This is a genomic window from Pseudomonas morbosilactucae (assembly GCF_023241665.1).
GTDB classification, from domain to species: domain Bacteria; phylum Pseudomonadota; class Gammaproteobacteria; order Pseudomonadales; family Pseudomonadaceae; genus Aquipseudomonas; species Aquipseudomonas morbosilactucae.
In genome coordinates this window covers 86,110-107,943 of record NZ_JALQCX010000026.1, presented here as the reverse complement: position 1 = coordinate 107,943, position 21,834 = coordinate 86,110, and the positions used below count along the sequence as shown (strand labels likewise).

Sequence of the window (21,834 nt, the reverse complement as noted above, 5' to 3'; positions counted from 1 at the left end):
ATTCAATAAAGCTATTTAAACGTTAAAAAACGCAGTCGATGTGCAGGATCCTAGAGGATCAACCTGCAAGAGCCAAGGAAAGGCTGATAAATATTTCGCTATCGCGTACCTGTCGGCAGATCGCACTCAAACCACGCAGTACAGCGATCGAGCCAACATTATGAGAAAAGAGCCGTTCTACACCTTCGCCTTGGGTGCACTCCCCCTGTTGGGTCTCACCGAGCTGGCCTTTGCCGTCCAGCCCGGCAGCGAGACCGCCACCACCGCTCTGGACACCGTCGTGGTCACCGGAACCCGGACCACAGGCACCCGGGCCAGCGAATCACTGCAACCCATCGACATCATCACCAGCGAACAGCTGAGCAGCCAGGGCACCGCCGACCTCGCGGGGGCGCTGAACAAGTTGCTGCCCTCGATCAGCGTGCCGCGCCCCCACAACACCGTAGGCAGTGAAGCCGTGCGCCCCCTGGTGATGCGCGGTCTGGCCCCGGATCAAGTGCTGGTCCTGGTGAACGGCAAGCGCCGCAACAATGGCGCATTCCTCAACACCGGCGGTGCCCTCGGGCGCGGCACCAACCCCACGGACCTGGGCGCCATTCCGGTGTCGGCCATCGAACGGGTCGAAGTGCTTCGCGATGGCGCATCGGCCCGCTACGGCTCGGATGCGATTGCCGGGGTGATCAACATCATCCTCAAGAATCAACGCGAAGGCGGCGCGATCAACGCCACTTACGGGCGCTATGACGAGGGCGACGGTACTCGCCGCGAGCTCCAGGGCTACGCCGGCCTGGCGCTGGGCGAGCACGGCGCCTTGACAGTATCGGCCGAGGGCCAGAACAACGAGGCCACCAACCGCGCCGGCCCCGATACATCGCCCGCAGCACGTAACGATGGCCTGTATGGCCAGACCACCTACAAAGTCGGCGCCCCGGCCCTGGAAAGCGCCAAGCTGGGGTTCAACGCCCAGTTGCCCATCAACGACAACGTCGAGCTCTACAGCTTCGGCACCTTCAGCCGCCGCGACGCGCAAAGCTATTACAGCCGCCAGGGCAAGACCGCCACCGTGGTCAACCTCTACCCGGACGGCTTCCTGCCCCGCTACGACCCGGTGATCGAAGACCAGGCCCTAGTGTTTGGCGGACGGGGCGCCCTGACCAGCGACTGGCAGTACGACGCCTCCCTGGATTGGGGCCGCAACACCTACAAGCCTTACATCAAGAGCATGAACACGGCGCTGTACAACGCCACGGGCAGCTCGCCGACGCACTTCTACAATGGCACCTACGAAACCCGCCAGAGCGTGGGCAACCTCAATCTGTCCCGGGCCTTCGAGATCGGCCTGGCGTCGCCACTGTCCTTTGCCTTCGGCTTCGAGTACCAGGCCCAGGACCTGGAAATAAAGTCCGGCGACGACGCCTCCTGGTTCGGCTCCGGGGCCCTGGCCATGCCGGGCATTTCACCGCGCAGTGCCGGCGACTGGAGCCGCCACAGCCTGGCCAGCTACGTCGACCTGGAACTCAAACCGGTGGACAAGCTCAGCCTGTCAGTGGCGGCGCGCCACGAAAACTACAGCGACTTTGGCAACTCGCTGTCGGGCTCGCTGGCGGCGCGCTACGACTTCACCCCGCGCATCGCCTTGCGCGGCTCGATATCCAACGGCTTTCGCGCCCCCAGCCTGACCCAGCAGCACTATTCCAGCATCCAGACCCAGGGCCAGGACCTGGGCAACGGTGTGGTGACCGTGCAATCGGGGACCTTCGCCGTGGACTCCAACATCGCCCGCCTGCTCGGCGCCGAAGACCTGAAGGCCGAGAAGTCGGTGAGCCAGACCCTCGGCCTGATCCTGCGCCCCACCGACAACCTGAGCCTGACCCTGGATGCCTACCGTATCAGCGTGGCGGACCGCATCAACCTGTCGTCGAGCCTGCCGGTGACGTCAGCGGCAGCCCGTCAATACCTGCTGGATAACGGGGTCACCGACAGCAACTACCAAAGCGTGCGCTACATGACCAATGCGGCGGACACCCGCACCATCGGCGCCGACCTGGCGGCCGAATACCGCTACCGGCTGGGCAACGGCGACCGCTTCAAGAGCACCCTGGGTTACTCCTACAACCGCACCAAAGTCACCGACCTGGCGCCCAACCCGAGCGTCCTCCAGCAACTGGGGATTCCGGTGACCCTGGTGGAGCGCCGCGAAGTTGGCCAGCTGACGGACACCAACCCGCGGCACAAGCTGATCATCGGTGGCGACTACTCGTTCACCGCACAGGGCCTGGACCTGCATGCCGCCCTCAATCGCTACGGCGCATTCTGGATCTACAGCAACACCCGCCAAGACCTGGACCAGAAGTTCGATGCCAAGTGGACCCTGGACCTTTCCGCGTCCTACTCCTGGGCCGATCACTGGCGGCTGAGCCTGGGCGCCGACAACCTGTTCGACGTTCGCCCCGACCGCACCCGCGCCGAGAACAACACCGGCGGCTCGTTCCAATACACCAGCTACTCACCGCTGGCCGCGGATGGCGCCTTCTATTACGCCAACCTGAACTACTCCTGGTAAGGCGCCGACTATGGACTCGTTGCAACAGGCCATGACCGGCCTCGGGATCAACCTGACAATTGTCTGGGACCCGATCGATCGCCAACGCTTCTTGCTCGGGCTGGGGCTGACCCTGGCCTTGAGCCTGCTGAGCGTGCTGCTGGCGGTGACGATAGGGGTCATCGGAGCCTGGCTCAAAGGATCCCGCTGGCTGTTTGCGCGGCAACTGACCGGGCTGTACATCGAGGTCATGCGCAACACGCCCCTGCTGATCCAGCTGTTCTTTTTCTACTTCGGTCTGGGCGCCTTGTTGTCGTTCGAGTTGAACCAGGACAGCGGCCACAGCCGCCTGCTGAGCAACTTTCTGTGGGCGGTGCTGGTGCTCGGCCTGCACGGCGGCGCCTATCAGATCGAAGCCATTCGCGGCAGCCTCGATGCGGTGCCGCGATCCACCCGCGAAGCCGCGCAATCCCTGGGCCTGGCCCCGGCGCAGATCTTTCGCAAGGTGGTACTGCCTCTGGCCCTGCGCAACAGCTTGCCGGCCCTGGGCAACGGCCTGGCGCAATCGGTGAAATCAACGTCGGTGGCCTACGCCATCGCCGTGCCGGAGCTGACCTACGCCGCCAACCGGATCTGGAGTGACAACTACAACGTGCCGGAAATGATGGCGGTGCTGTTCCTGACCTATTTCCTTCTACTGGGGCTGGTGTCCATGGGCATGCGCGCCCTGGAGCGGCGCCTGACATTACCGGGGTACCACGGCGTATGAACAGTCACACCTTGAACGTTCAAGCCAGGGCTGCCTGGCACCGAGGCCTGCTGTCGCCCATGGGGGTACTGGCTCTGGCGGTACTGGCCGGCGCCGCTTACTGGTTGCTGGCCAATCGCGACGCCGTGGCGCTGTTGCTCGGCTGGCTGCCGGCGCTGTTCGACGGCTTCCGTGTGAACATCGGCATCGGCCTGGTCTCGGTGCTATTCGCCACCCTGCTCGGGGCGCTGCTGGGGGCGATGCAGGTCTCGCCACGTGCGGCCCTGGCACGGCCGGCCCGGGCCTTCACCCTGTTCTTTCGCAATGCACCGTGGCTGGTGGTGATCTTTTTCATGATGTACCTGATCCCGTTCGAGGTCCGCCTGTTCGGTGAATACCGTCAGGTGCCGGATTGGATCAAGGTCGCCCTGGGCTTGTCGCTGACCGCCTCGGGGTATGCCGCCGAAGTGGTGCGCGGCGGCATCCAGTCGATCCCCCTGGCGCAATGGGAAGCTGCTGCGACCTTGGGCCTGGATCGCCGCCAGGTGCTGCGCAAAGTGATTCTGCCCCAGGCCCTGCGCAGCATGTTGCCGGCCTGGATGAACCTGTATTGCACGGTGACCATGGCCACCGCCCTGGCCAGCCTGCTGGGCATCGAAGACCTGATGACCACCATGCAATTGCGCCTGGCCGCCGAGTCGCGACCCGAGCTGCTATTGCCCGGCTACCTGTTCGTGTTCCTGGTGTTCTTCTTCTACATCTACCCGATTTCCCGCTACTCAAAAGCCCTGGAACGTAAATGGAGCCTGCATGACTGAGCCAACCGTCCCGTCGCGCCCGCAGATCATCGTTCGCGATGCACACAAGTCCTACCAGGCCACCCGGGTCCTGAACGGCTTCTCCCTGGAAGTGGCCGCCGGCGAAATCGTCTGCCTGATCGGCCCCTCCGGTTCCGGAAAGTCGACCCTGCTGCGCACCCTCAACGGGCTGGCGCCAATCGATGCCGGTGAAATCGAAGTCTGCGGCATCCGCGTCGATGACCCGCAGGTCGACTTGCTGGCGTTGCGCCGACGCATCGGCCTGATCTTCCAGAGTTACAACCTGTTCCCGCACCTGAGCGTGCTGGACAACATCACCCTGGCCCCCACCAGCGTGCTCAAGGAGCCCTTGGAGCACGCCCGCATCCACGCTCGCGAGCTGCTGCGTAAAGTGCGCCTGGAAGACAAGGCACTGGCCTTCCCCGGCCAGCTCTCGGGCGGCCAGCAGCAGCGAGTGGCGATCGCCCGCAGCCTGGCGATGCGTCCCGACGTGATGATGTTTGATGAAGTGACCGCCGCCCTTGACCCGGAAACCGTGAAAGAGGTGCTCAACACCATCAAGGACGTGGCGGCCAGTGGCGTGACCTGCCTGATCGTGACCCACGAGATGCAGTTCGCCCGAGACATCGCCGACCGCATCTATTTCACCGACCAGGGACGCATCGTCGAGCAAGGCCCCCCCGGGCAACTGTTCGGTGCCCCACAAGATCCGCGCACCCAGCGCTTTCTCGAAAACTGCCTGTGAGAATCCCCATGACCGCACCCCGGCATATCAAGCTGTTCCTGTTTCCCGCCGCCGCTGGCGCGCATGTGGCCGGTTGGCGTCACCCCGAGGCGCGCAATAACCTGCTGGACTTCGAGGCCGATCGGCGCACCGCGCAGATTGCCGAGGCGGCGGGGTTTGACGCGCTGTTTTTCGCCGACCGGCTGTCCTTTCCCGTGCGCGGCAACGCCACCGCCGAGCGCTCCGCCGGCAGCGCAGTGCTGGAGCCCCTGACCCTGCTCGCGGCACTGTCGACAGTGACCCGTCACATCGGCTTGGTGGCCACCAGCAGCACGTCCTACCACGAGCCGTTCCATGTGGCGCGGATCTTCGCCTCCCTGGACCACCTGAGCCATGGCCGCGCCGGTTGGAACCTGGTGACCTCGCTGACCGACGCCGAGGCCGCCAACTTCGGCCGCGAAGCGCATTTTGAACACAGCGCCCGCTACCGCCGTGCCGAGGAGTTTGTCGATGTGGTCAAGGGGTTGTGGGACAGCGTGGAGGACAGCGCCTTTATCCGCGACAAGCACAGCGGTCGCTTCCTTGACCTCGACCAAGTGCACGCCCTCAATCACCAGGGCGAGCACTTCAGGGTGCAGGGCCCGTTGAATGTGCCGCGCCCGCCCCAGGGCCACCCATTGCTGGTGCAGGCCGGCTCTTCGGAAGAAGGCCTGCGCCTGGCCGCGCGGGTGGCCGACGTGGTGTTCACCACCCAGCAGGAACTGGCGCCGGCCCAGGACTTCTATCGTGCCTTGAAGGCCCGGGTGGTGGGTGCCGGGCGGGCCGCCGACCAGCAATTGATCATGCCGGGCCTGTCGGCGGTGGTGGGCCGCACACGCAAGGAAGCCGAAGACAAACTGCAGGCCCTCAATGAACTGATCGACATCGATGTCGCTGTGGCGTTTCTCTCTGCGCTGTCGGGTGGCACCGACCTCTCCCGATACCCGCTGGATGGCCCTCTGCCCGACCTGGCCCTGACCAATGGCAATCGCAGCAAGCAGGCGTTGTTCCTGCGCCAGGCCCGGGAACACAACCTGAGCATTCGCCAATTGGCAATCCAGGTAGCCGGCTCCGGCGGTCATCGGGTGATTACCGGCACCGCCCAGGACGTCGCTGATGACCTGCAGCGCTGGTTCGAGTCCGGTGCCGCGGATGGCTTCAACTTCAAGCCGCTGTACCTGGACGATAACCTCCGGGATTTTGCCGATCAGGTGCTGCCGATCCTGCGTGAGCGCGGGCTGTTCAAGCACGACTACGCCCCCGGCACCCTGCGTGAAAAGCTCGGCCTGCAGCGCCCGGCCAATCGCTTCCGGGCCGTCGCACCAGGCGGTGCGGCATGAACCGATCCCCGAATCGCCACGGTGCCGCGACGTTGGCCGGCGCCCTGCTCTCGGCCCTGCTGCTGTGGCCCTCAAGCCCGGTACACGCAGCCCAAGAGTTGGGCGATGGCCTGGCCTATATCCAGGAACGCGGACGGGTGGCGGTGTGCACCACCATGGCCTTCCCGCTGTTCGCCTACTACGACGCCCAGGACAAACCCGCCGGCCTGGTCCATGACCTGATCGTCGATGCCCATCGGCGCCTGGAAGCGCGGCTGGAGCGCAAGCTGGAACTGAGCGTGGTGCGGGTCACCCCCACCAATCGCATCGAGTTCGTGCGCCAGGGCCGCTGCGATTTCATGATCTCGACCCTCTCCAACTCGCCGGAACGCAAAGCCCTGCTGGACTTTGCCGAACCAGGTTTCTACCGCTCGGGCACCACGCTCCTGGCCTTGAAAACCAGCCATGTCGAAAGCTGGGAGTCGTTGCGCGGCAAGCCGGTGTGCTCGTCGCCGACCAACTCCTGGCTCAAGACCGGCGAACGCCGCTATGGCATCGACTTTGTCACCTACTTCGGCGGCGAAGTGGATTCGCAAAAAGCCGTGGTCGACGGTCGCTGCGTGGGCCTGGTGGCGTACGACACCTACTTCGAGATCCTCCTGCGGCGGGACGGCCAGCAGGTCTGGAACAACTTCGAGATCAAGTTGCCCAGCCAAGACTACGCCTACTGGTCCATCACCCTGCGCAACCAGCGCCCGCAATTGCGCGCCTTCCTCGATGAGGTGGTCGCGGACTGGCATCGCAGCGGCCTGATCATCGACCTGGAAAATCGCTACGGCATTCCTGCCAACGCCTGGGTCGCCCAGATGCACAGCCAATACAGCACCCCAACCCCTGATGCGGAGCACTAAGACATGTCCCTGATCCATCGACGCAGCCAAGCCATCCAGACCCTGATCAACGAAGTGCGCGCCACCAAGCGCGAAGAGCAGCCTGAAAGCCCGGCCTTTATCGCGCGCATTCGCCAGGCCCTGGACACCTTGAGCCAGCAACGCGAGCTGTTCCCCATTGCCAGCTTCCCGATCAAGCTCGATACCCACGCCGGGCTCTATCGCCTGGGGGAAGACAGCGACCTGCAAAACGCGCTGTACATCACCGGCGGCATCTACGGCAAAACCCAGACCCAGCCGCACACCCACCCGGCATGGGTGGCCATGGGCGCAGTCAAGGGCCTGGAGCGCAACCGCATTTACCAGCGCACCGACGACGCTTCGGTGGAGGGCCAGGGGCGCCTCGAACCGCTGCGCATCGACGATGTAGTACCGGGGCAAACGGCGTTTATCGGCAGTGGCCTGTTCCACACCCTGGAGGTGGAGGACGACATCCAGACCCTGCACCTGCACCTCTACGACGCCGGCCTGGACGACGACGCCAACGCCAACCTGCCGGTCTTCGAGTCCGCGGGCAGCCCGAATTACAAGAACACCCCGCCAGCCGGCCAACGCAAGGCCGTGGCCGGCGTGCACCCGGCCACCTTCGGCGAGTTCAGCGCGGCGCTGGCCAGCGGCCTGCCACTGCAAGTGATCAGCGTCGACCATCAAGACCCCTTGCTGGACAACCTGGCCAGCCCGCATCCGGTCAGCCTGCAAGACTGGCCGGCCAGTATCGAGGGCCTGCAGGGGCACCCTGAAGTGCCGGTGGTGTTGCTGGGCGATGTGGCGGCCGTGGAGTTGGCGGCGCAACGCCTGGCACGCCTTGGCTACAGCTACTTCACCCACCTGCGTTGAGGGCGTCATGAGCGAATCGACCCTTGCGGTACAGCGCCCAGCGGCCGTGGTCTGCGCCCTGGAGCACCTGTTTTCCGGGCCCCAGGCCTGGGAGCAGGCCCGCGACCAATTGCAGTCGCGCTTGAAGGCCAGCCTGAGTCCGCTGGCATTGCCTGACACTGGGCCCGCGCTGCTGGTCTGGCTGGAGCGCCTGGATGAGTTGCAGCGGGAACTGGGGCGGCTGTCCACCTACGTCGGGGTGCAGGCGTTTGTCGACACCCGCAACACCCAAGTGCACACCCACGCCAGCCGCCTGCGGGAACTGACGGCAGGCATCGGCCGCCTGAACATTGCCCTGGTCAGCCACCTGGCCGCCCTGGAAGCCAGTACCTGGGACAGCTGGGAGCAGGCCACGCCAGGGCTCAAGGCCTACGGCGGCAAAGCCCGGCTGTACCGTGAGGGTCGCCCGCACTACCTGACGGCGGACACCGAACAAGCGCTGGCCGCCCTGGACTCGAGCCTGCAACTGCCGGTGCAGCTGTACCGACGAATCAAGGCCGGCGACCTGCGTTTCGAAGAGGTCATCGACCAGGCTGGCCAGCGACAGGCCTTCAGCCTGCCGCTGTTTGAAAAGCACTTCGAAACCAGTCCCGACCCGGTGCTGCGGGCCAGTGCCCAGCGCGTCTTCGCCAACGCAGTCAAACCTCACCAGCATGGCTTTGCAGCGGCCTATGCCGGTGAAATCGGGCGCCAAGTGAGCCTGGCGCGTTTGCGCGGGTTCCCGCGGACCCTGGATTTTCTGTTCTGGCTGCAAGGAGTGCCCGGCACCTACTTCACGGCCCAGCGTGAGGTGTTCAACCTTGAGCTGGCACCGCTGATGCGCCGTTTTGTCGAGATCAAGCGGCGCCTTCTGGGGCTTGAGCGCCTGGCGTTTCACGACCTCAAGGCCTACCCGGCGCAACTCGCCGGCAGCGTATCCCTGGACCAGGCCCGCAACCTGATCGTGGCCGCCGGTGCCCGCCTGGGGCCGGAGTACGCTCAGGTGCTGCAGCGCGCCTTCGATGAAGGCTGGATCGAGTACGGCCAGCAGCCGAACAAGGCCGACAGCTCCGGCTGCGCCAGCTCATTGGGCCCCCACCCTTATGTGCTGATGACGTGGACCGGCACCCCGCGCGATTTGTTTCTACTGGCCCACGAACTGGGCCATGGGGTGCACTTCCATTGGTCACAGCAACATCAGTCGGCGCTGAACGCTGCGCCCCTGCGCTACTTCATCGAAGCCCCGTCCACCCTCAACGAGCTGCTGCTGGCCCAGCACCTGCTGGACACCGGTGACCCGCAACAACAACTGTCGGCGGTGTTCGAACTGCTCAACAGCTACTACCACAACTTCGTCACCCACTACCTTGAGTCGGAATTCCAGTACCGCGTCTATGACGCCGCGGACGACGGCGTACTGCCGGATGCCGCCAGCCTGCAACGCACCAAACTGGAGGTCTTGCGCAGTTTCTGGGGCGATGCCGTGGACATCGACGCCGACGCCGGCCTGACCTGGCTGCGCCAGCAGCATTACTACATGGGCCTTTACCCCTACACCTACGCGGCCGGGCAGAGCATCGCCAGCCTGGTGCTGCCACGCCTGGCCAGCGACCCGCACGCAGCCGGCCAGTGGTGCCAACTGCTGCAACAAGGCAGCAGCGTATCGGCACCCACCCTGCTGCACAGCCTGGGCCTGGACATGGGCCAGCCCGACAGCTTCCGCGAGGTGCTGCGCATCATCGATCACTGGGTCGGGCTGTTCGAACAGCTGGCCTCCCCCCTGCTCAACGCCAAGGAACCCGCATGACTCACTCTCCCGCCGCCCCCATCACCCACATCGCCAGCGGCTGCTCGTCGCTGTGGTACAGCCGCTGCCCGGTGCCGACCACCTCCGGAATTGCCCAGCATTACCGCTGGCTGCACCGTGCGTTCGCCGAACACGGCATCACCCTGGAGTCGGTGCGCGCGTCCAGCGAAGCCAGCGTGCGCGAAGCCCACTACAACCACAGCCATGACAACCTGTTCCGCGAGGGGGGCAACGTACCGCCGATCTGGGCCCGTGCCAGCGGCCAAGACACCGTCGTGGTGGGCATTACCTGGGTCGACGAGCGCCAGGTGCTGCTGGTGCGCGAGGACAGCCCGCTGCGGGTGCCGGCGGACCTGCGCGGTCAGCGCCTGGGGTTGCCACGCCACCAGACACGCAATGTCGACATCGCCCGCACCGCCCATTTGCGGGGCCTGCTGACGGCCCTGGAACTGGCCGAGGTGAGCCGCGACGAGGTGACCTTCGTCGATATCGACGGCGGTGAGTTCGACCTGCGTGAAACCGGCCAGGCGTCGCCCGGCGACGACCGCAGCGCCCTGTTGCGGGCCCTGCTCAACGGCGATGTGGCGGCCATCTACGCCAAGGGCGCCAACAGCGTGCAACTGGCCGAACAGCATGGCCTGCGCGCCCTGCTCGACATCAATCAACACCCAGACCCGCTGGTGCGGGTCAACGCTGGTACACCACGCCCGATCACCGTCAACCGCAGCCTGGTGGAGCAGGCACCGGAACTGGTGGCACGCTACTTGGCCGTGCTGATCGCCACCGCTGACTGGGCACGGCAACACCCCGACGCCGCCGTCACCGCCCTCGCCGCTGAAACCCAATCCACACCCGCCGCCATCTGGCAGGGCTATGGCGAGCACTTCCATCACCACCTGCGCCCTGGGCTCAGCACGCCCTACCTCCAGGGGCTGGAAGCGCAAAAAACCTTCCTCCTGCGCGAGGGGTTCCTGCCGGCCGACTTTGAGTTTGCCAGCTGGATCGACCCGGCCCCGTTACAGGCCGCCGAGGCCCTTGTGGTGGAGTTGTCTGGGCTGTTCGAAGACCCGCAATGACCCCGCCGGCCCGTGGGTTCCTGCGGCACTTCCTGCTGCTTGCCGTGGTCAGTGGCTCGACCCTGGGCATGGCGAAAATCGTTACCACCCTGTACGCCCTGGAGTTGGGCGCCAACACGGCACAAATCGGCCTGATCAGTGCCATGGAGTCCTTGGGCATGGTGTTCCTGACCTTGCCCGCCGGCTTTCTGATCGCCCGCTTCGGCTCGCGACGGGTGTACCTGCTGGCGAGCCTGGGGCCGGCTCTGTTTAACCTGGCGATCCTGCTGGTGCCCGGCTGGGGGTGGCTGGCGGCCATGCGTTTGTTGGTAGGGACCTGCGTGCCGTTTCGGGTGGTGGCCATGAACACCTTGTTCCTTCAGCAACTGCCGAGTTTGGGCTTGAAACGGGCGGGCTGGTTTCGCGGTTCGGTGATGATCGGCCTGGGCCTGCTCGGCCCCTGGCTGGGCGCACTGCTGTACGGCGCGGCGGGTTTTGCCTGGGCCTTCGGGGTGATTGCCCTGTGTTTTACCGGCATGGCGCTGTATGGGTTGGGCTTCTGGCAGGAAAGCCACGTCGCCCCCGCCAGCGGCAGCCTGGGCGAGCAACTGCGCGGCCTGCTGGGTCAGCGCAGCTTGACCGACAGCTGCCTGATCGAGTGCGCCAGCAGCGCCACCAGCAGTGTGTTCGCGACCTTTGTCCTGGTGCTGTGCATCGAAGAACTGCACTGGCCGCAGTACCAAGCGGTGGCCCTGGTATCGGCCCAGGGCGTGGTGTCGGTGCTGGCCCTGTTCGGGCTGGGGTCGCTGATCAGTCGATGGGGGTATCGACGGGTTTACCCCGCCGCCCTGGTGATCGCCTTGCTGGCGCTCGGGCTCTTGGGCTGGGCCCGGCAATTCGCCGTGCTGTTGCTGGCAGCCCTGCTGCTGAGCCTGGCCAGCGCTGCCATCCACCTGGCCAATGTGGCGCGCTTGGCACGGCTGCAACCGGACAAAAGTCGCCTGTCGGGTCTGTTCAACCTCGCCCAGACCCTGGGCATGCTACTGGGTGCCGTGCTCGCTGGGCTACTCAGTCACTTGGTCGGCCTGCAACTGTTGTTCCCGCTTTGGGGGCTCGTGCTCATCGCGGGTACCGTCGGCCTGGCCGGCATACGGATCACCCGCGAGGGACAATCGAGGCGCTAAAAGGTCGATGCAAAACGCGGCTAACCGGGGCGTTTTGCATCAAGGCTCACTCGAGTTTTCTGTCTCGTCCCTCACGCTGCAGCTCTCGTTGCAGGTTGAGTTTGGAGGCGCGGATGATCGCTGCCGGATCCTTGGGCAAGTCATGCTCGACGATGTACAGAGGTCTGGCCTCCTCTTGCGCTACCGCGACGATTTCACCCCAGGCCAGCAGGCCCTCGCCCAGGGGCGCGAAGTTGCGTTCATCGTCGCGTACCCCGATACCGGCGTTGTCTTTGGCGTGCAGGGCAAACAGCCGATCCGGGTAGCGCTTGATCAACCGGACCGGGTCTTGCCCACCGCGTGACACCCAGGCCGCGTCTATCTCCAGCGCCAGATTATTGGGCCGGGTGGCATCCACCAGCCATTCGAGCCCCGTCTTGCCCTGGTATTTTTTCATCTCGAAATCATGGTTGTGATACGCCAGCCGCATCCCCTCCTTGCGCAAGCGGGCACCCAAAGCATTCAGCTCTTCGCCCAGCTTTTGCCAGCCCCTGGCATTGGTGGGCCGATCCGCGGGCTGCAGGTAAGGCACCACCAGCACCTTGTTGCCCACCGCACGGTTGAAGGCGATGGTTTCAGGCAACTGGCGACGCAGGGCCTCCAGTTGCACATGGGCAGAGGTCACGGCCAGGTTGTATTTTTTCAGCAGCCGGTTGAGTTCATCCCGGCTGACACCCTGGTCACCGACCAACTCGACCGCGGAAAACCCGGCGCTCTGTGCCAGGAAAAACTGCTGCTCCAGGGTGCCGACATTGCGCAGGGTGTACATCTGCAAGGCGATTTGTCGATCGACGGCGGGGGCCGCCAGCAGCGCTGTGGCATTCAGTACGCAGCCGGCGACGAGGGTGGCCAATGCCATTTTTTTGAGTACGCGCATCGCAATTTCCTTATTTATTGTTATGAATTCGTGGCTGCTCAAGCCTTGGCGGGCGCCAGTTCCACGGCTCGCGCATCGCGGAAGGCAAACAGGAACACCAGCACCACGCCCAAGGAAAAACACGCCGGGAACAACCAGATGCTCTGCCACTGATGGCCCGCAGGAGTGGCGTAGTAGTCGGAGACATGGCCCGCGACCCAGAAGCCGATCAGCATGCCAAAGCCGTAGGTGGCCAGGGTGATCAGGCCTTGGGCCGAGCTTCTGAAGCGCTCGGGGGTTTTCGCGTCGGTGTAGATCTGCCCGGAGACAAAGAAAAAGTCGTAGCAGATGCCGTGCAAGGCAATGCCGGTGAACAGCATAAAGGCCAGGTCGGCGTTATTGCCGTAAGCGAACAGCACGTAGCGCAAGGCCCAGGCCAGCATGCCCATGAGTAGCGCGATCTTGATGCCGAAGCGGTGAATGAACAGGGGCAGCAGGAGCATGAACAGGACTTCGGAGACCTGCCCGATGGCCATCTTCGCGGTGGGATTGGTCACGCCGATTTCCGCGAGGAACGGATTGGCATTCTGGTAATAGAACGCCAGCGGGATGCAGATCAGGATCGAGGCAATGAAGAACACCAGGTAGCTGCGGTCTTTCAGCAGGCCCAGGGCATCCAGACCGAGTATCTGCTTGAGGCCGCTGCGGCGGGTCTCGGACTTCAGCGGTGCGGTACTCGGCAGGGTAAAGCTGTACAGGCCCAGCACCAGGGACGCCAGCGCCGCCATCAGGAAGGTGTTGCGCAGGCCACCGCTGGCAATGGCGTCTTTCGAGTCCCAGGCGAAGACAAAACTGATCACCACACCGGCGACGATCCAGCCCACGGTGCCCCACACCCGAATGCGCGAGAACTCCAGTGCCGGGTCGCGCATCTGCCGAAAGGCCACAGAGTTGACCAATGCCAGGGTCGGCATATAGATCATCATGTAGGCCAGCACGTAGGGATAGAACGCGCCGAAGTCCGGCGCCCGGTACAGCTGATAGAGCAACACCGCCCCCACCAGGTGCAGCACCGCCAGGATGCGTTCGGCATTGAAGAAACGGTCAGCGATCAGCCCGATCACGAATGGGGCAATGATCGCGCCCCAGGACTGGGTCGAGAACGCCATGCCAATCTGACCGCCGCTGGCGCCCAACTGGCTGGACAGAAAAGTGCCCAGGGTGACGAACCAGCCACCCCAGATAAAGAACTGCAGAAACATCATGGCGCTCAAGCGCGCAGTCATCCACGTCATAACAGTCACCGTCTTATTGTTATTGAAAGAAACTGGTGAAACTCAGGCGTCAGGCAAGCCCAACAAACGCCTGTTGGAAGCCGCATCGCTGGCCACGCTGACAAAATCGTCAAAGGCCTTTTGGCTCCGAGTAATCATGTGGTCGCGGATGAACCCCGCGCCTTCGGCAGCGCCTTGGGCGGAGTCTTTCAGGCAGCACTCCCACTCCAGCACGGCCCAGCCGGTGAAGCCGTATTGGGTCAGCTTGCTGAAGATCGATTTGAAATCGATCTGGCCGTCACCCAGCGAGCGGAAGCGCCCAGGGCGCTCGACCCAACCCTGGTAACCGCCATAGACACCGGAGCGCGCATCGGGACGGAACTCCGCATCCTTGACGTGGAACATGCGGATGCGCGAGTGATAACGGTCGATAAAGCCCAGGTAATCCATTTGCTGCAGCAGCAGATGGCTGGGGTCATAAAGGATGGCCGCACGGGGGTGGTGATCGACGGCGTCGAGGAAACGCTCGAATGAGGCACCGTCATGCAGGTCTTCCCCGGGGTGGATTTCGTAGCACAGGTCGACACCGGCCTGATCAAAACAGTCGAGGATCGGCAGCCAGCGTTTGGCCAGTTCGGCAAAACCTTGCTCCACCAAACCGGCGGGGCGCTGCGGCCAGGGATACATGTAGGGCCACAGCAAAGCCCCGGAAAAGGTCGCGTGGGCGGTCAGGCCCAGACGCCGGCTGGCCCGCGCCGCCAGCTTCAATTGCTCGATCGCCCACTCGGTGCGTGCCTGGGGCTGGCCACGCAAATGAGCGGGCGCAAAGTCATCGAACAGCGCATCGAACGCCGGGTGCACGGCCACCAACTGCCCTTGCAGGTGGGTGGACAGTTCGCTGATTTCAACCCCGGCGCTGGCGCACACGGCCTTCAATTCATCACAATAGCTCTGGCTTTCGGCGGCGCGTTCAAGGTCGATGTAGCGCGTGCCCAGGGTCGGCAATTGAATGGCTGTGTAGCCCTGGGACGCTGCCCATTGAGCGATATTGGCCAGAGTGTCGAACGGCGCTTCATCGGCGATGAACTGCGCCAGGAATATCCCGGGGCCACGCAGGCCTTGAGGGGCCAGGTCGTTTGGGGTCTCGGCAGGCGTCTGCGGTTTCATCGGCTGCACTCCAGGGGGGTCCACTTGGCATCGCTGCTGTGACTGGCGATGGCCGCTTCGATAAAGGCCATGCCACGCAGACCCACCTCGATCCCCGGCACACCCGGCACGGTGTGGCCTTTGACCTCACCGCGAATGGCCTGGGCAAAATCGCCATACAGATTGGCCATGGCTTCCAGGTAGCCTTCGGGATGGCCGGCGGGCAAGCGCATACGCTGGGTCGCGGCCTCGCACAACCACGGCTGCCCGGTGCCGGAACGCAAGACACGCATGGGTTGGTCCAATGAGCGATGAATCAGGCTGGCAGGTTGTTCCTGGCGCCACTCAAGGCCGCCCTTGTCGCCGTAGACCCGAATGCTCAGCGGGTTCTCTTCCCCTGCGCAGACCTGGCTGGCGATCAGCACGCCACTGGCGCCCTGCTCCATCTTCAGCAGCATGGCGGCGTCGTCATCCAGCTGCCGGCCTTCGATGTGCACGCCCAGGCTGGCGCACAGGTGGGTGACGGCTTGATCGGCCACGAACTCCGCCAGGGAAAAGGCATGGGTGCCGATATCGCCGATGCAGCCGCCCAACCCGGACAATGCCGGCTGCCCCCGCCACTCGGCCTGCTTGTTGCCCTGCCCGGCCACATCCTGGCTGAGCCAGCCTTGGGGATATTCCACCAGCACCTTGCGCACCGCGCCGATCACGCCACTGCGTACCATCTCTCGCGCTTGCCAGACCATGGGGTAGCCGAGGTAAGTGTGGGCCAGGCCATAGAGCCCGGTGCTGCTGTGCAAGCGGGTTTTCAGGGCCTGCAGCTCAGCCAGGTTCAAGGCCGCGGGCTTCTCGCTGAACACATGAAAACCGGCGGCCAACGCTTCGCTGGCCACCGGTGCGTGAAGATGATTGGGGGTGACAATCACCAGCAGTTCCATGCGCTGCTCGGCCGGCAGCGCGCGCTCGGCCTCCAGCATCGATTGCCACGTGCTGTAGCAGCGTGATGGCGCCAGGCCCAAGTGGCTGCCCGTGCGCAGGTTGTTCTGTGCGTCGCGGCTGAACGCACCGCAGACCAGCTCGAAGCGCCCATCGAGGCCCGCTGCCTGGCGATGCGCCTGGGCAATAAACGAACCCTCGCCTCCACCGACAAAGCCCATTCTTATTTTGGGTATCACTGTGTTCATCACTGTTTTTCTCTGTTCGGGCCGGCTGAGCGACGGGTTGAAGCCGGAATGTAACCGGTTACATTTGAGCGGAAATCTATGCGCTGTGACGCAGGCTGTCAAATACTCGATCGCCCCTCGCAAGGATTTCAGCGCAGACGGACCTGCTGTAAGCTCGCCCGACCCACAGTTTGAAGATGAGGTGGTTTTGTCCAATATTCGTGAAGTCGCCCGGCTCGCCGGCGTCTCGGTGGCCACCGTATCGCGCACCCTGAAATCACCCGAATGCGTGCGCCAGGCCACTCGGGACAAGGTCAATGCTGCCGTCGAGCAAGCCGGTTATCGCCCCAACCTAATGGCGGTGCAGTTCCGCTCGCGGCGCACCGCCAACCTGGTGATCCTGGTCCCGAAAATTGCCAACACCTTTTTTGCCCGCGTGATCAGCGGCGCCCAACAGGCCGCCCAGGCCGCCGGCTACCGACTGCTGCTGTGCGACACCCAAGGCCGCGAAGACATCGAGCGTGAATTTGCCGAACTGGTCTATGCCCACCAGGCCGATGGCGTGATCCAGTTGCGCGCCTTCGACCCCTTCCCCGCCGACAGCCTTGAGACCCCGCCCATGGTCAATGCCTGCGAAGTGATCAAGGGTGGGCGCCACCCCACCATCAGCCTCGACAACCATGCCGCCGCCCAGGCAATGACTGAACACCTGATCAGTCTGGGCCATCGGCGGATCGGCCTGATCAAGGGCCCTCAAAGCAGCCCCCTGACCCAGGATCGGGTCGCGGGTTACCAGGCCGCCCTGGATCAGGCCGGCATCCCCAGCGACCCCACGATTATTTGCCACGGCGACTTCAGCTTGCGCGCCGGCTACGACGGCGCCGCCACCCTGCTGACGATGCCGGACCGCCCGACCGCGCTGTTTTGTGAGAACGATGAGATGGCCATTGGTGCGCTCAAGCGCATCAAGGAAGCGGGCCTGCGCGTGCCCGAGGATATTTCGTTGGTGGGGTTCGATGACATTCCGCTGGCGCAGTACTGCGACCCGCCGCTGACCACCATCGCCCAGCCCGCCGAGGGCTTTGGACGCAGGGCCGTGGAGATGCTGATCGACTTGATCGAAAAGAAAACCACGCCCCCGCAGCCGGTGATACTGCCGTTTGAACTGACGATCCGTAAAAGCTCGGCGCCGCCGTCAGCGCGCTAGCCGTGCGCTGAACTTCGACACCCGCGCCTATCAGGCGCCCTGATGCTCCAGCGCCAGCGCGCGTTTCCAGCTGTCCAGGGCCGTCAGGCGTTGCAGGTAGGCCGCCAGGTGGGGATATTGCGCCCCCGCCCCCAGTTGCTCGACCACGGTGATGGCGACAAAAGCCAACATGAAATCGGCCCCGGACAAGGTGTTGCCGACGATAAAGGTTTTGTCCGCCAGCACGCTGTCGAGGAAGCCCAGGACCTTCTCAAATTCGGTCTGGGTGTAGCCGTCGAGAAACTTCAGCTGGGTGCCGGCATTGGCTTCGAACTGGGTAAACACCTTGAGCAGCACCGGCACCATGGCCGAGCTTTCCGCAAAGTGAATCCATTGCAGGTATTGCAGGTATTCCGGCGAGCTGAACGCCGGCTCCAACTGGGGCGCGAAACGCCGAATCAGGTACTCGACGATGGCGCCCGACTCCACCAGCACCTGCCCTTCGAATTCAATGACCGGGGATTTGCCCAGCGGGTGAATGCTTTTCAGGGAATCTGGAGCGAGATGAGTGGCCGCATCACGCTGATAGCGAACCAACGTGTAAGGCTGGCCGATCTCTTCCAGCAGCCACAGGATACGCAGGGAGCGCGACGCGTTGAGGTGGTGAAGTGTGATCATGGTAGGTCTCGGTAATCAGGGAGAGGCTCGGTATACCTGAACCCCAGGCGGGATTCAGGTACGCCTGGCGGTTACTTCAACTGAGCGACCAGGGCCTTGGCCACGCCTTCGGAACTGGCCGGGTTCTGGCCGGTGATCAGCTTGCCATCTTCGATCACAAAGGGAGCCCAATCCGGCCCTTTTTCGTAATGCCCACCCAGGTTCTGGAACTCATCTTCAATCAGGAACGGTACGACATCGGTCAGCTCGACGGCCGCTTCCTCGCCGTTGGTGAACCCCGTGACGCGACGGCCTTTGATCAGCGGTGCGCCGTCAGCGGCCTTCACGTGTCGCAGCGCCCCCGGAGCGTGGCAGACAAAGCCGATGGGCTTGCCGGCACGTTCGAAGGACTCGATCAGGCTGATGGACGTCTTCGACTCGGCCAGGTCCCACAGAGGGCCGTGCCCACCCGGGTAGAACACCGTGTCGAAGTCTTGCTCGCTGACCGTGTCGAGCTTGACGGTGTTGGCCAAGGCCTTCTGAGCCGCCGGGTCGGCGTTGAATCGGTGAGTCATTTCAGTCTGGAAGTCGGCCAGTTCGCTCTTCGGGTCCAGCGGTGGCTGGCCGCCCGCTGGCGAGGCCAGCACCACCTCGGCGCCGGCGTCCTTGAAGACGTAATAAGGGGCGGCGAATTCTTCAAGCCAGAAGCCGGTTTTCAAGCCGGTGTCACCCAACTGATCGTGAGACGTGAGAACCATCAGAACTTTCATTGCATATTCCTCATTGCCGGATTTTGGCCTTTGGCGACTCGTTCTGCCGTGGGCATGTTCATGGGTTTCAATAGGTGTTGCCGGCCGGTTCGACTAGCCGTTGAAGAACGCCTCCAAGGCCGGAGCCTTATCCCCGTAAGGCGCACGCAAACGCAGGTTGGAGGCACCGTCCTGGCTCTGCACCACCACCGGTTTGGCGTGGGTAAAACGCCGGAAACCGTGGATGCCGTGATAGGCGCCCATGCCCGAAGCGCCGACCCCGCCGAACGGCAAGCTGTCGATCGAGGCGTGGGTCATGACATCGTTGATCACCAGGCCGCCAGAAGTGGTTTGACGCATGAACTGCTGCTGGCGTTCCAGGTGATCGCCGAAGTAGTACGCCGCCAGAGGACGCGGGTGGGCGTTGATGTAGGCGATCGCCTCGTCGGCCGTACGGTAGGTTTTTACCGGAAGCAGCGGCCCGAAGATCTCTTCCTGCATGATGGCCATGTCATCGGTCACATCGAGCACCAGGTGCGGGGCAATCTTGCGGGATTTCTCATCAAACGCCGGTTCGCTGCCCGGCGCCAGATTGATCAGCGTCGCGCCCTTCTGCTCGGCATCCGTCAACAGGCCGACCAGCCGATCAAAATGACGTTCACTGATGATCGAGGTGTATTCCGGGTTGCTGATCAGGGTGGGGAAGCTCTGGGCGATGAAGTCCTTGCTGAACGTCGCCAACGACGCCTGCTGCTCTGGCGTCACCATCAGGTAGTCCGGCGACAGGCAGATCTGCCCGGCATTGAAGGTTTTGATGGTGAGGGTGCGCTCGACCGCGGTGCGCAGGTCAAAATCCTCGGCCACCACCACTGGAGACTTGCCACCCAGTTCGAGCGTGACCGGCACCAGGTTCTCGGCCGCCGCCCGCATAACATGGCGACCCACGCTGGTGCTGCCGGTGAACACCAGGTGATCGAAGGGCAACTCGCTAAATGCAGCCCCCACACCGGCATCCCCCAAGACCACGGTCAGCTCGACGGGGTCGAAGTAGCCAGCGATCAGTTCGGCCAGCAGTTCGGAGGTTTTAGGCGTCAGCTCCGACGGCTTGAGCATGGCGGTATTGCCCGCGGCAAACACACCCGCCAACGGCCCGAAGGCCAAATTGATCGGAAAGTTCCAGGGGCTGATAACCCCGACCACACCCAATGGCTGCTGCTCGATCCAGGCCTGCATGCCAGGGCCCGGGCTTTCGACCGACTCAGGCTGCATCCACTGCTCCACGTGCTCGGCGGAGTCCTCCAGCATTTTTACCGTGGTGGCCATGTCGGCAAGCATCGACTGATAAACACTGCGGTTGCCGAAGTCGGCGCTGATGGCGGCACTGATCTTCGAATGGTTTTCGCGGATCAGCCGTGCGGCGCGCAACAGTCGGTCTTTTCGAACGCTCGCAGCGGCGGGCCCGGCGGCTAGGTGCGCACGCTTCATGGTGCGCAAAATAACCTGCAGATCATCGCGGGTGGGCTGGTAACTCATCTCTGTTCTCCTAAGCAACATGGCCTGGGTGAAGGGGGAGGCAGCGCGGGCGGCGCCTCGTTGGGCCACTCACCGCTGCGTTCAAAACGTGCCGCCATCTTAGGGAGCTGGCACCCGAGCGAATAGACAGGGTATTTTGGGGCTCGCATAAATAATTTTATGGGTCACACATGTCACTTGTACGACTGAGAACCTTTGTAGAGGTCTATCGGCAACGCTCAATCAGCGGCGCCGCCCGCACGCTCAACCTCACGCAGCCTGCAGTGTCTCAGCATATTTCCGGTCTTGAGGCCGCCATCGGCAGGAGCTTGTTCAACCGCCAGGCCCGGGGCGTGGAGCCCACGGCTGCGGCTAAAGAACTGGCCGCGGACATAGGCGACAAGCTGGATGAAGCGGAAACCGCACTCGCCTCTGCCAGGGCCCGCTCCGTGGAACTGGCCGGGGCCTTGCAGATCATTGGCCACGGCGACTTTCTGGCTGAAGTGGTGTCCAGGCAACTCAAGCCGCTGCTGGAAGAAGGCATCCGCATACGCATGCAAAGTGGCAACCACGATTTGATTTGCCGGCTGTTGATGGATGGCGATTGCGATCTTGGGGTCTCCGCCGCCGCCCCCGACAACCCTCGCCTTCGCAGCGAACTGCTGTACACCGACGACGTCATTGCGGTGGCCGCGCCGGAAGTGGTGGCACGCTTGATTGCGGCCAAGCATTTTGTCAGCGCACTCGAGGCCGAACCCATCCTGGCCTACAGCCTTGAGCTGCCGCTGATCGACGCTTGGCTGGCCATCAACCAGATTGAAATGAAAACCTCGATGCCAGCAATGGTCGGGCAAGACCTGCGAACCTTGCGCACGCTGCTGATCGATGGCTGTGGCTGGAGCACCCTCCCCGCCTACCTGTGCCGGCCCTGCATTGCTCGGGGCGAGCTTCAGGAAATCCCCGCGCCGGTGGGCCACTCAAGCCGAGACTATCACTTGATCTGGACCCCAAGCGCCTTGCGCCAACCACGCGTGGCCCATGCCAGGCAGGCACTGCTGTGGCGACTCAGAGGCAGTCGGCGCGAAGCTGGGGCGCCGGAGTCCTGACCACAGATTCACGCCGCAAGCGATCTTGTCTGCCCGCCTCCAGCGCAGCCTGAAACGGCAGGGTAAAAACACTGAGGGCGGTGGCGGTCATGCAGACGACGTGGC

The 21,834-nt window shown here is 63.8% G+C and carries 19 protein-coding genes; 12 read left to right on the top strand and 7 right to left on the bottom strand.

Going from position 1 to position 21,834, the window contains the following annotated elements:
- The first annotated feature begins 160 nt into the window (after positions 1-160).
- The 10 genes from M1B35_RS14895 to M1B35_RS14850 are packed head-to-tail and all read left to right on the top strand — an operon-like array spanning position 161 to position 12,041.
- Positions 161-2,563, top strand: a complete 2,403-nt coding sequence (locus M1B35_RS14895) for a TonB-dependent receptor plug domain-containing protein (protein WP_268262341.1) — start codon at positions 161-163, stop codon at positions 2,561-2,563.
- 10 nt (positions 2,564-2,573) lie between these two features.
- On the top strand, positions 2,574-3,311 hold the full coding sequence (locus M1B35_RS14890) for an amino acid ABC transporter permease (RefSeq protein WP_123334109.1): 738 nt from the start codon (positions 2,574-2,576) through the stop codon (positions 3,309-3,311).
- Positions 3,308-4,108, top strand: coding sequence for an amino acid ABC transporter permease (locus M1B35_RS14885; RefSeq protein ID WP_123334111.1), 801 nt, complete (start codon positions 3,308-3,310; stop codon positions 4,106-4,108). Before M1B35_RS14890 ends, M1B35_RS14885 begins: the two co-directional genes overlap by 4 nt.
- Positions 4,101-4,853: an amino acid ABC transporter ATP-binding protein gene (locus tag M1B35_RS14880; protein ID WP_123334113.1), complete on the top strand. Its 753-nt coding sequence runs from the start codon at positions 4,101-4,103 to the stop codon at positions 4,851-4,853. The genes M1B35_RS14885 and M1B35_RS14880 overlap by 8 nt, the downstream gene beginning before the upstream one ends.
- Positions 4,854-4,861: 8 nt before the next feature.
- Positions 4,862-6,211: an LLM class flavin-dependent oxidoreductase gene (locus tag M1B35_RS14875; RefSeq protein WP_268262340.1), complete on the top strand. Its 1,350-nt coding sequence runs from the start codon at positions 4,862-4,864 to the stop codon at positions 6,209-6,211.
- A complete protein-coding gene (locus M1B35_RS14870) occupies positions 6,208-7,101 on the top strand; it encodes a transporter substrate-binding domain-containing protein (protein WP_123334117.1) in 894 nt (297 codons plus the stop codon). Before M1B35_RS14875 ends, M1B35_RS14870 begins: the two co-directional genes overlap by 4 nt.
- Positions 7,102-7,104: 3 nt before the next feature.
- On the top strand, positions 7,105-7,977 hold the full coding sequence (locus M1B35_RS14865) for a cupin domain-containing protein (RefSeq protein WP_268262339.1): 873 nt from the start codon (positions 7,105-7,107) through the stop codon (positions 7,975-7,977).
- A 7-nt stretch (positions 7,978-7,984) separates the two neighbouring features.
- Positions 7,985-9,802 (top strand): M3 family metallopeptidase, encoded by a 1,818-nt coding sequence (locus tag M1B35_RS14860; protein WP_268262338.1) that lies wholly within the window; start codon positions 7,985-7,987, stop codon positions 9,800-9,802.
- Positions 9,799-10,878: an ABC transporter substrate-binding protein gene (locus M1B35_RS14855; RefSeq protein WP_123334122.1), complete on the top strand. Its 1,080-nt coding sequence runs from the start codon at positions 9,799-9,801 to the stop codon at positions 10,876-10,878. The genes M1B35_RS14860 and M1B35_RS14855 overlap by 4 nt, the downstream gene beginning before the upstream one ends.
- Positions 10,875-12,041: an MFS transporter gene (locus M1B35_RS14850; protein WP_268262337.1), complete on the top strand. Its 1,167-nt coding sequence runs from the start codon at positions 10,875-10,877 to the stop codon at positions 12,039-12,041. Before M1B35_RS14855 ends, M1B35_RS14850 begins: the two co-directional genes overlap by 4 nt.
- 46 nt (positions 12,042-12,087) lie before the next feature.
- Here the strand turns inward: M1B35_RS14850 and M1B35_RS14845 are convergent, their stop codons facing one another.
- Genes M1B35_RS14845 through M1B35_RS14830 form a run of 4 tightly spaced genes read right to left on the bottom strand, consistent with a single transcriptional unit; the run spans position 12,088 to position 16,540 of the window.
- Entirely contained in the window at positions 12,088-12,957 is an 870-nt protein-coding gene (locus M1B35_RS14845; RefSeq protein WP_268262336.1) for a sugar phosphate isomerase/epimerase family protein, read from the bottom strand.
- Between the two features lie 38 nt (positions 12,958-12,995).
- A complete protein-coding gene (locus tag M1B35_RS14840; protein WP_268262335.1) occupies positions 12,996-14,231 on the bottom strand; it encodes a nucleoside permease in 1,236 nt (411 codons plus the stop codon).
- A 42-nt stretch (positions 14,232-14,273) separates the two neighbouring features.
- Positions 14,274-15,377, bottom strand: a complete 1,104-nt coding sequence (locus tag M1B35_RS14835; RefSeq protein WP_268262334.1) for a sugar phosphate isomerase/epimerase family protein — start codon at positions 15,375-15,377, stop codon at positions 14,274-14,276.
- Positions 15,374-16,540, bottom strand: a complete 1,167-nt coding sequence (locus M1B35_RS14830) for a Gfo/Idh/MocA family protein (RefSeq protein WP_268262333.1) — start codon at positions 16,538-16,540, stop codon at positions 15,374-15,376. Before M1B35_RS14830 ends, M1B35_RS14835 begins: the two co-directional genes overlap by 4 nt.
- 187 nt (positions 16,541-16,727) lie before the next feature.
- On the opposite strand from M1B35_RS14830, the gene M1B35_RS14825 reads away from it, so the two are divergent.
- Positions 16,728-17,726 (top strand): LacI family DNA-binding transcriptional regulator, encoded by a 999-nt coding sequence (locus M1B35_RS14825; RefSeq protein WP_123334133.1) that lies wholly within the window; start codon positions 16,728-16,730, stop codon positions 17,724-17,726.
- Between the two features lie 30 nt (positions 17,727-17,756).
- On the opposite strand, the gene M1B35_RS14820 is transcribed toward M1B35_RS14825, so the two are convergent.
- From M1B35_RS14820 to M1B35_RS14810, 3 genes are all read right to left on the bottom strand, one after another.
- Complete coding sequence (locus M1B35_RS14820; protein WP_268262332.1) at positions 17,757-18,383, bottom strand: glutathione S-transferase family protein; 627 nt, start codon at positions 18,381-18,383, stop codon at positions 17,757-17,759.
- Positions 18,384-18,454: 71 nt separating this feature from the next.
- The gene (locus M1B35_RS14815) at positions 18,455-19,132 is read right to left on the bottom strand and encodes a type 1 glutamine amidotransferase domain-containing protein (protein WP_268262331.1); all 678 of its coding nucleotides are present in this window, start codon (positions 19,130-19,132) and stop codon (positions 18,455-18,457) included.
- 93 nt (positions 19,133-19,225) lie between these two features.
- Positions 19,226-20,644 carry a coniferyl aldehyde dehydrogenase gene (locus M1B35_RS14810; protein ID WP_268262330.1) on the bottom strand — a complete coding sequence of 473 codons (1,419 nt, stop codon included), beginning with the start codon at positions 20,642-20,644 and terminating at the stop codon, positions 19,226-19,228.
- Positions 20,645-20,814: 170 nt separating this feature from the next.
- On the opposite strand from M1B35_RS14810, the gene M1B35_RS14805 reads away from it, so the two are divergent.
- Complete coding sequence (locus M1B35_RS14805) at positions 20,815-21,729, top strand: LysR family transcriptional regulator (RefSeq protein ID WP_268262329.1); 915 nt, start codon at positions 20,815-20,817, stop codon at positions 21,727-21,729.
- The last annotated feature ends 105 nt before the right edge of the window (positions 21,730-21,834 follow it).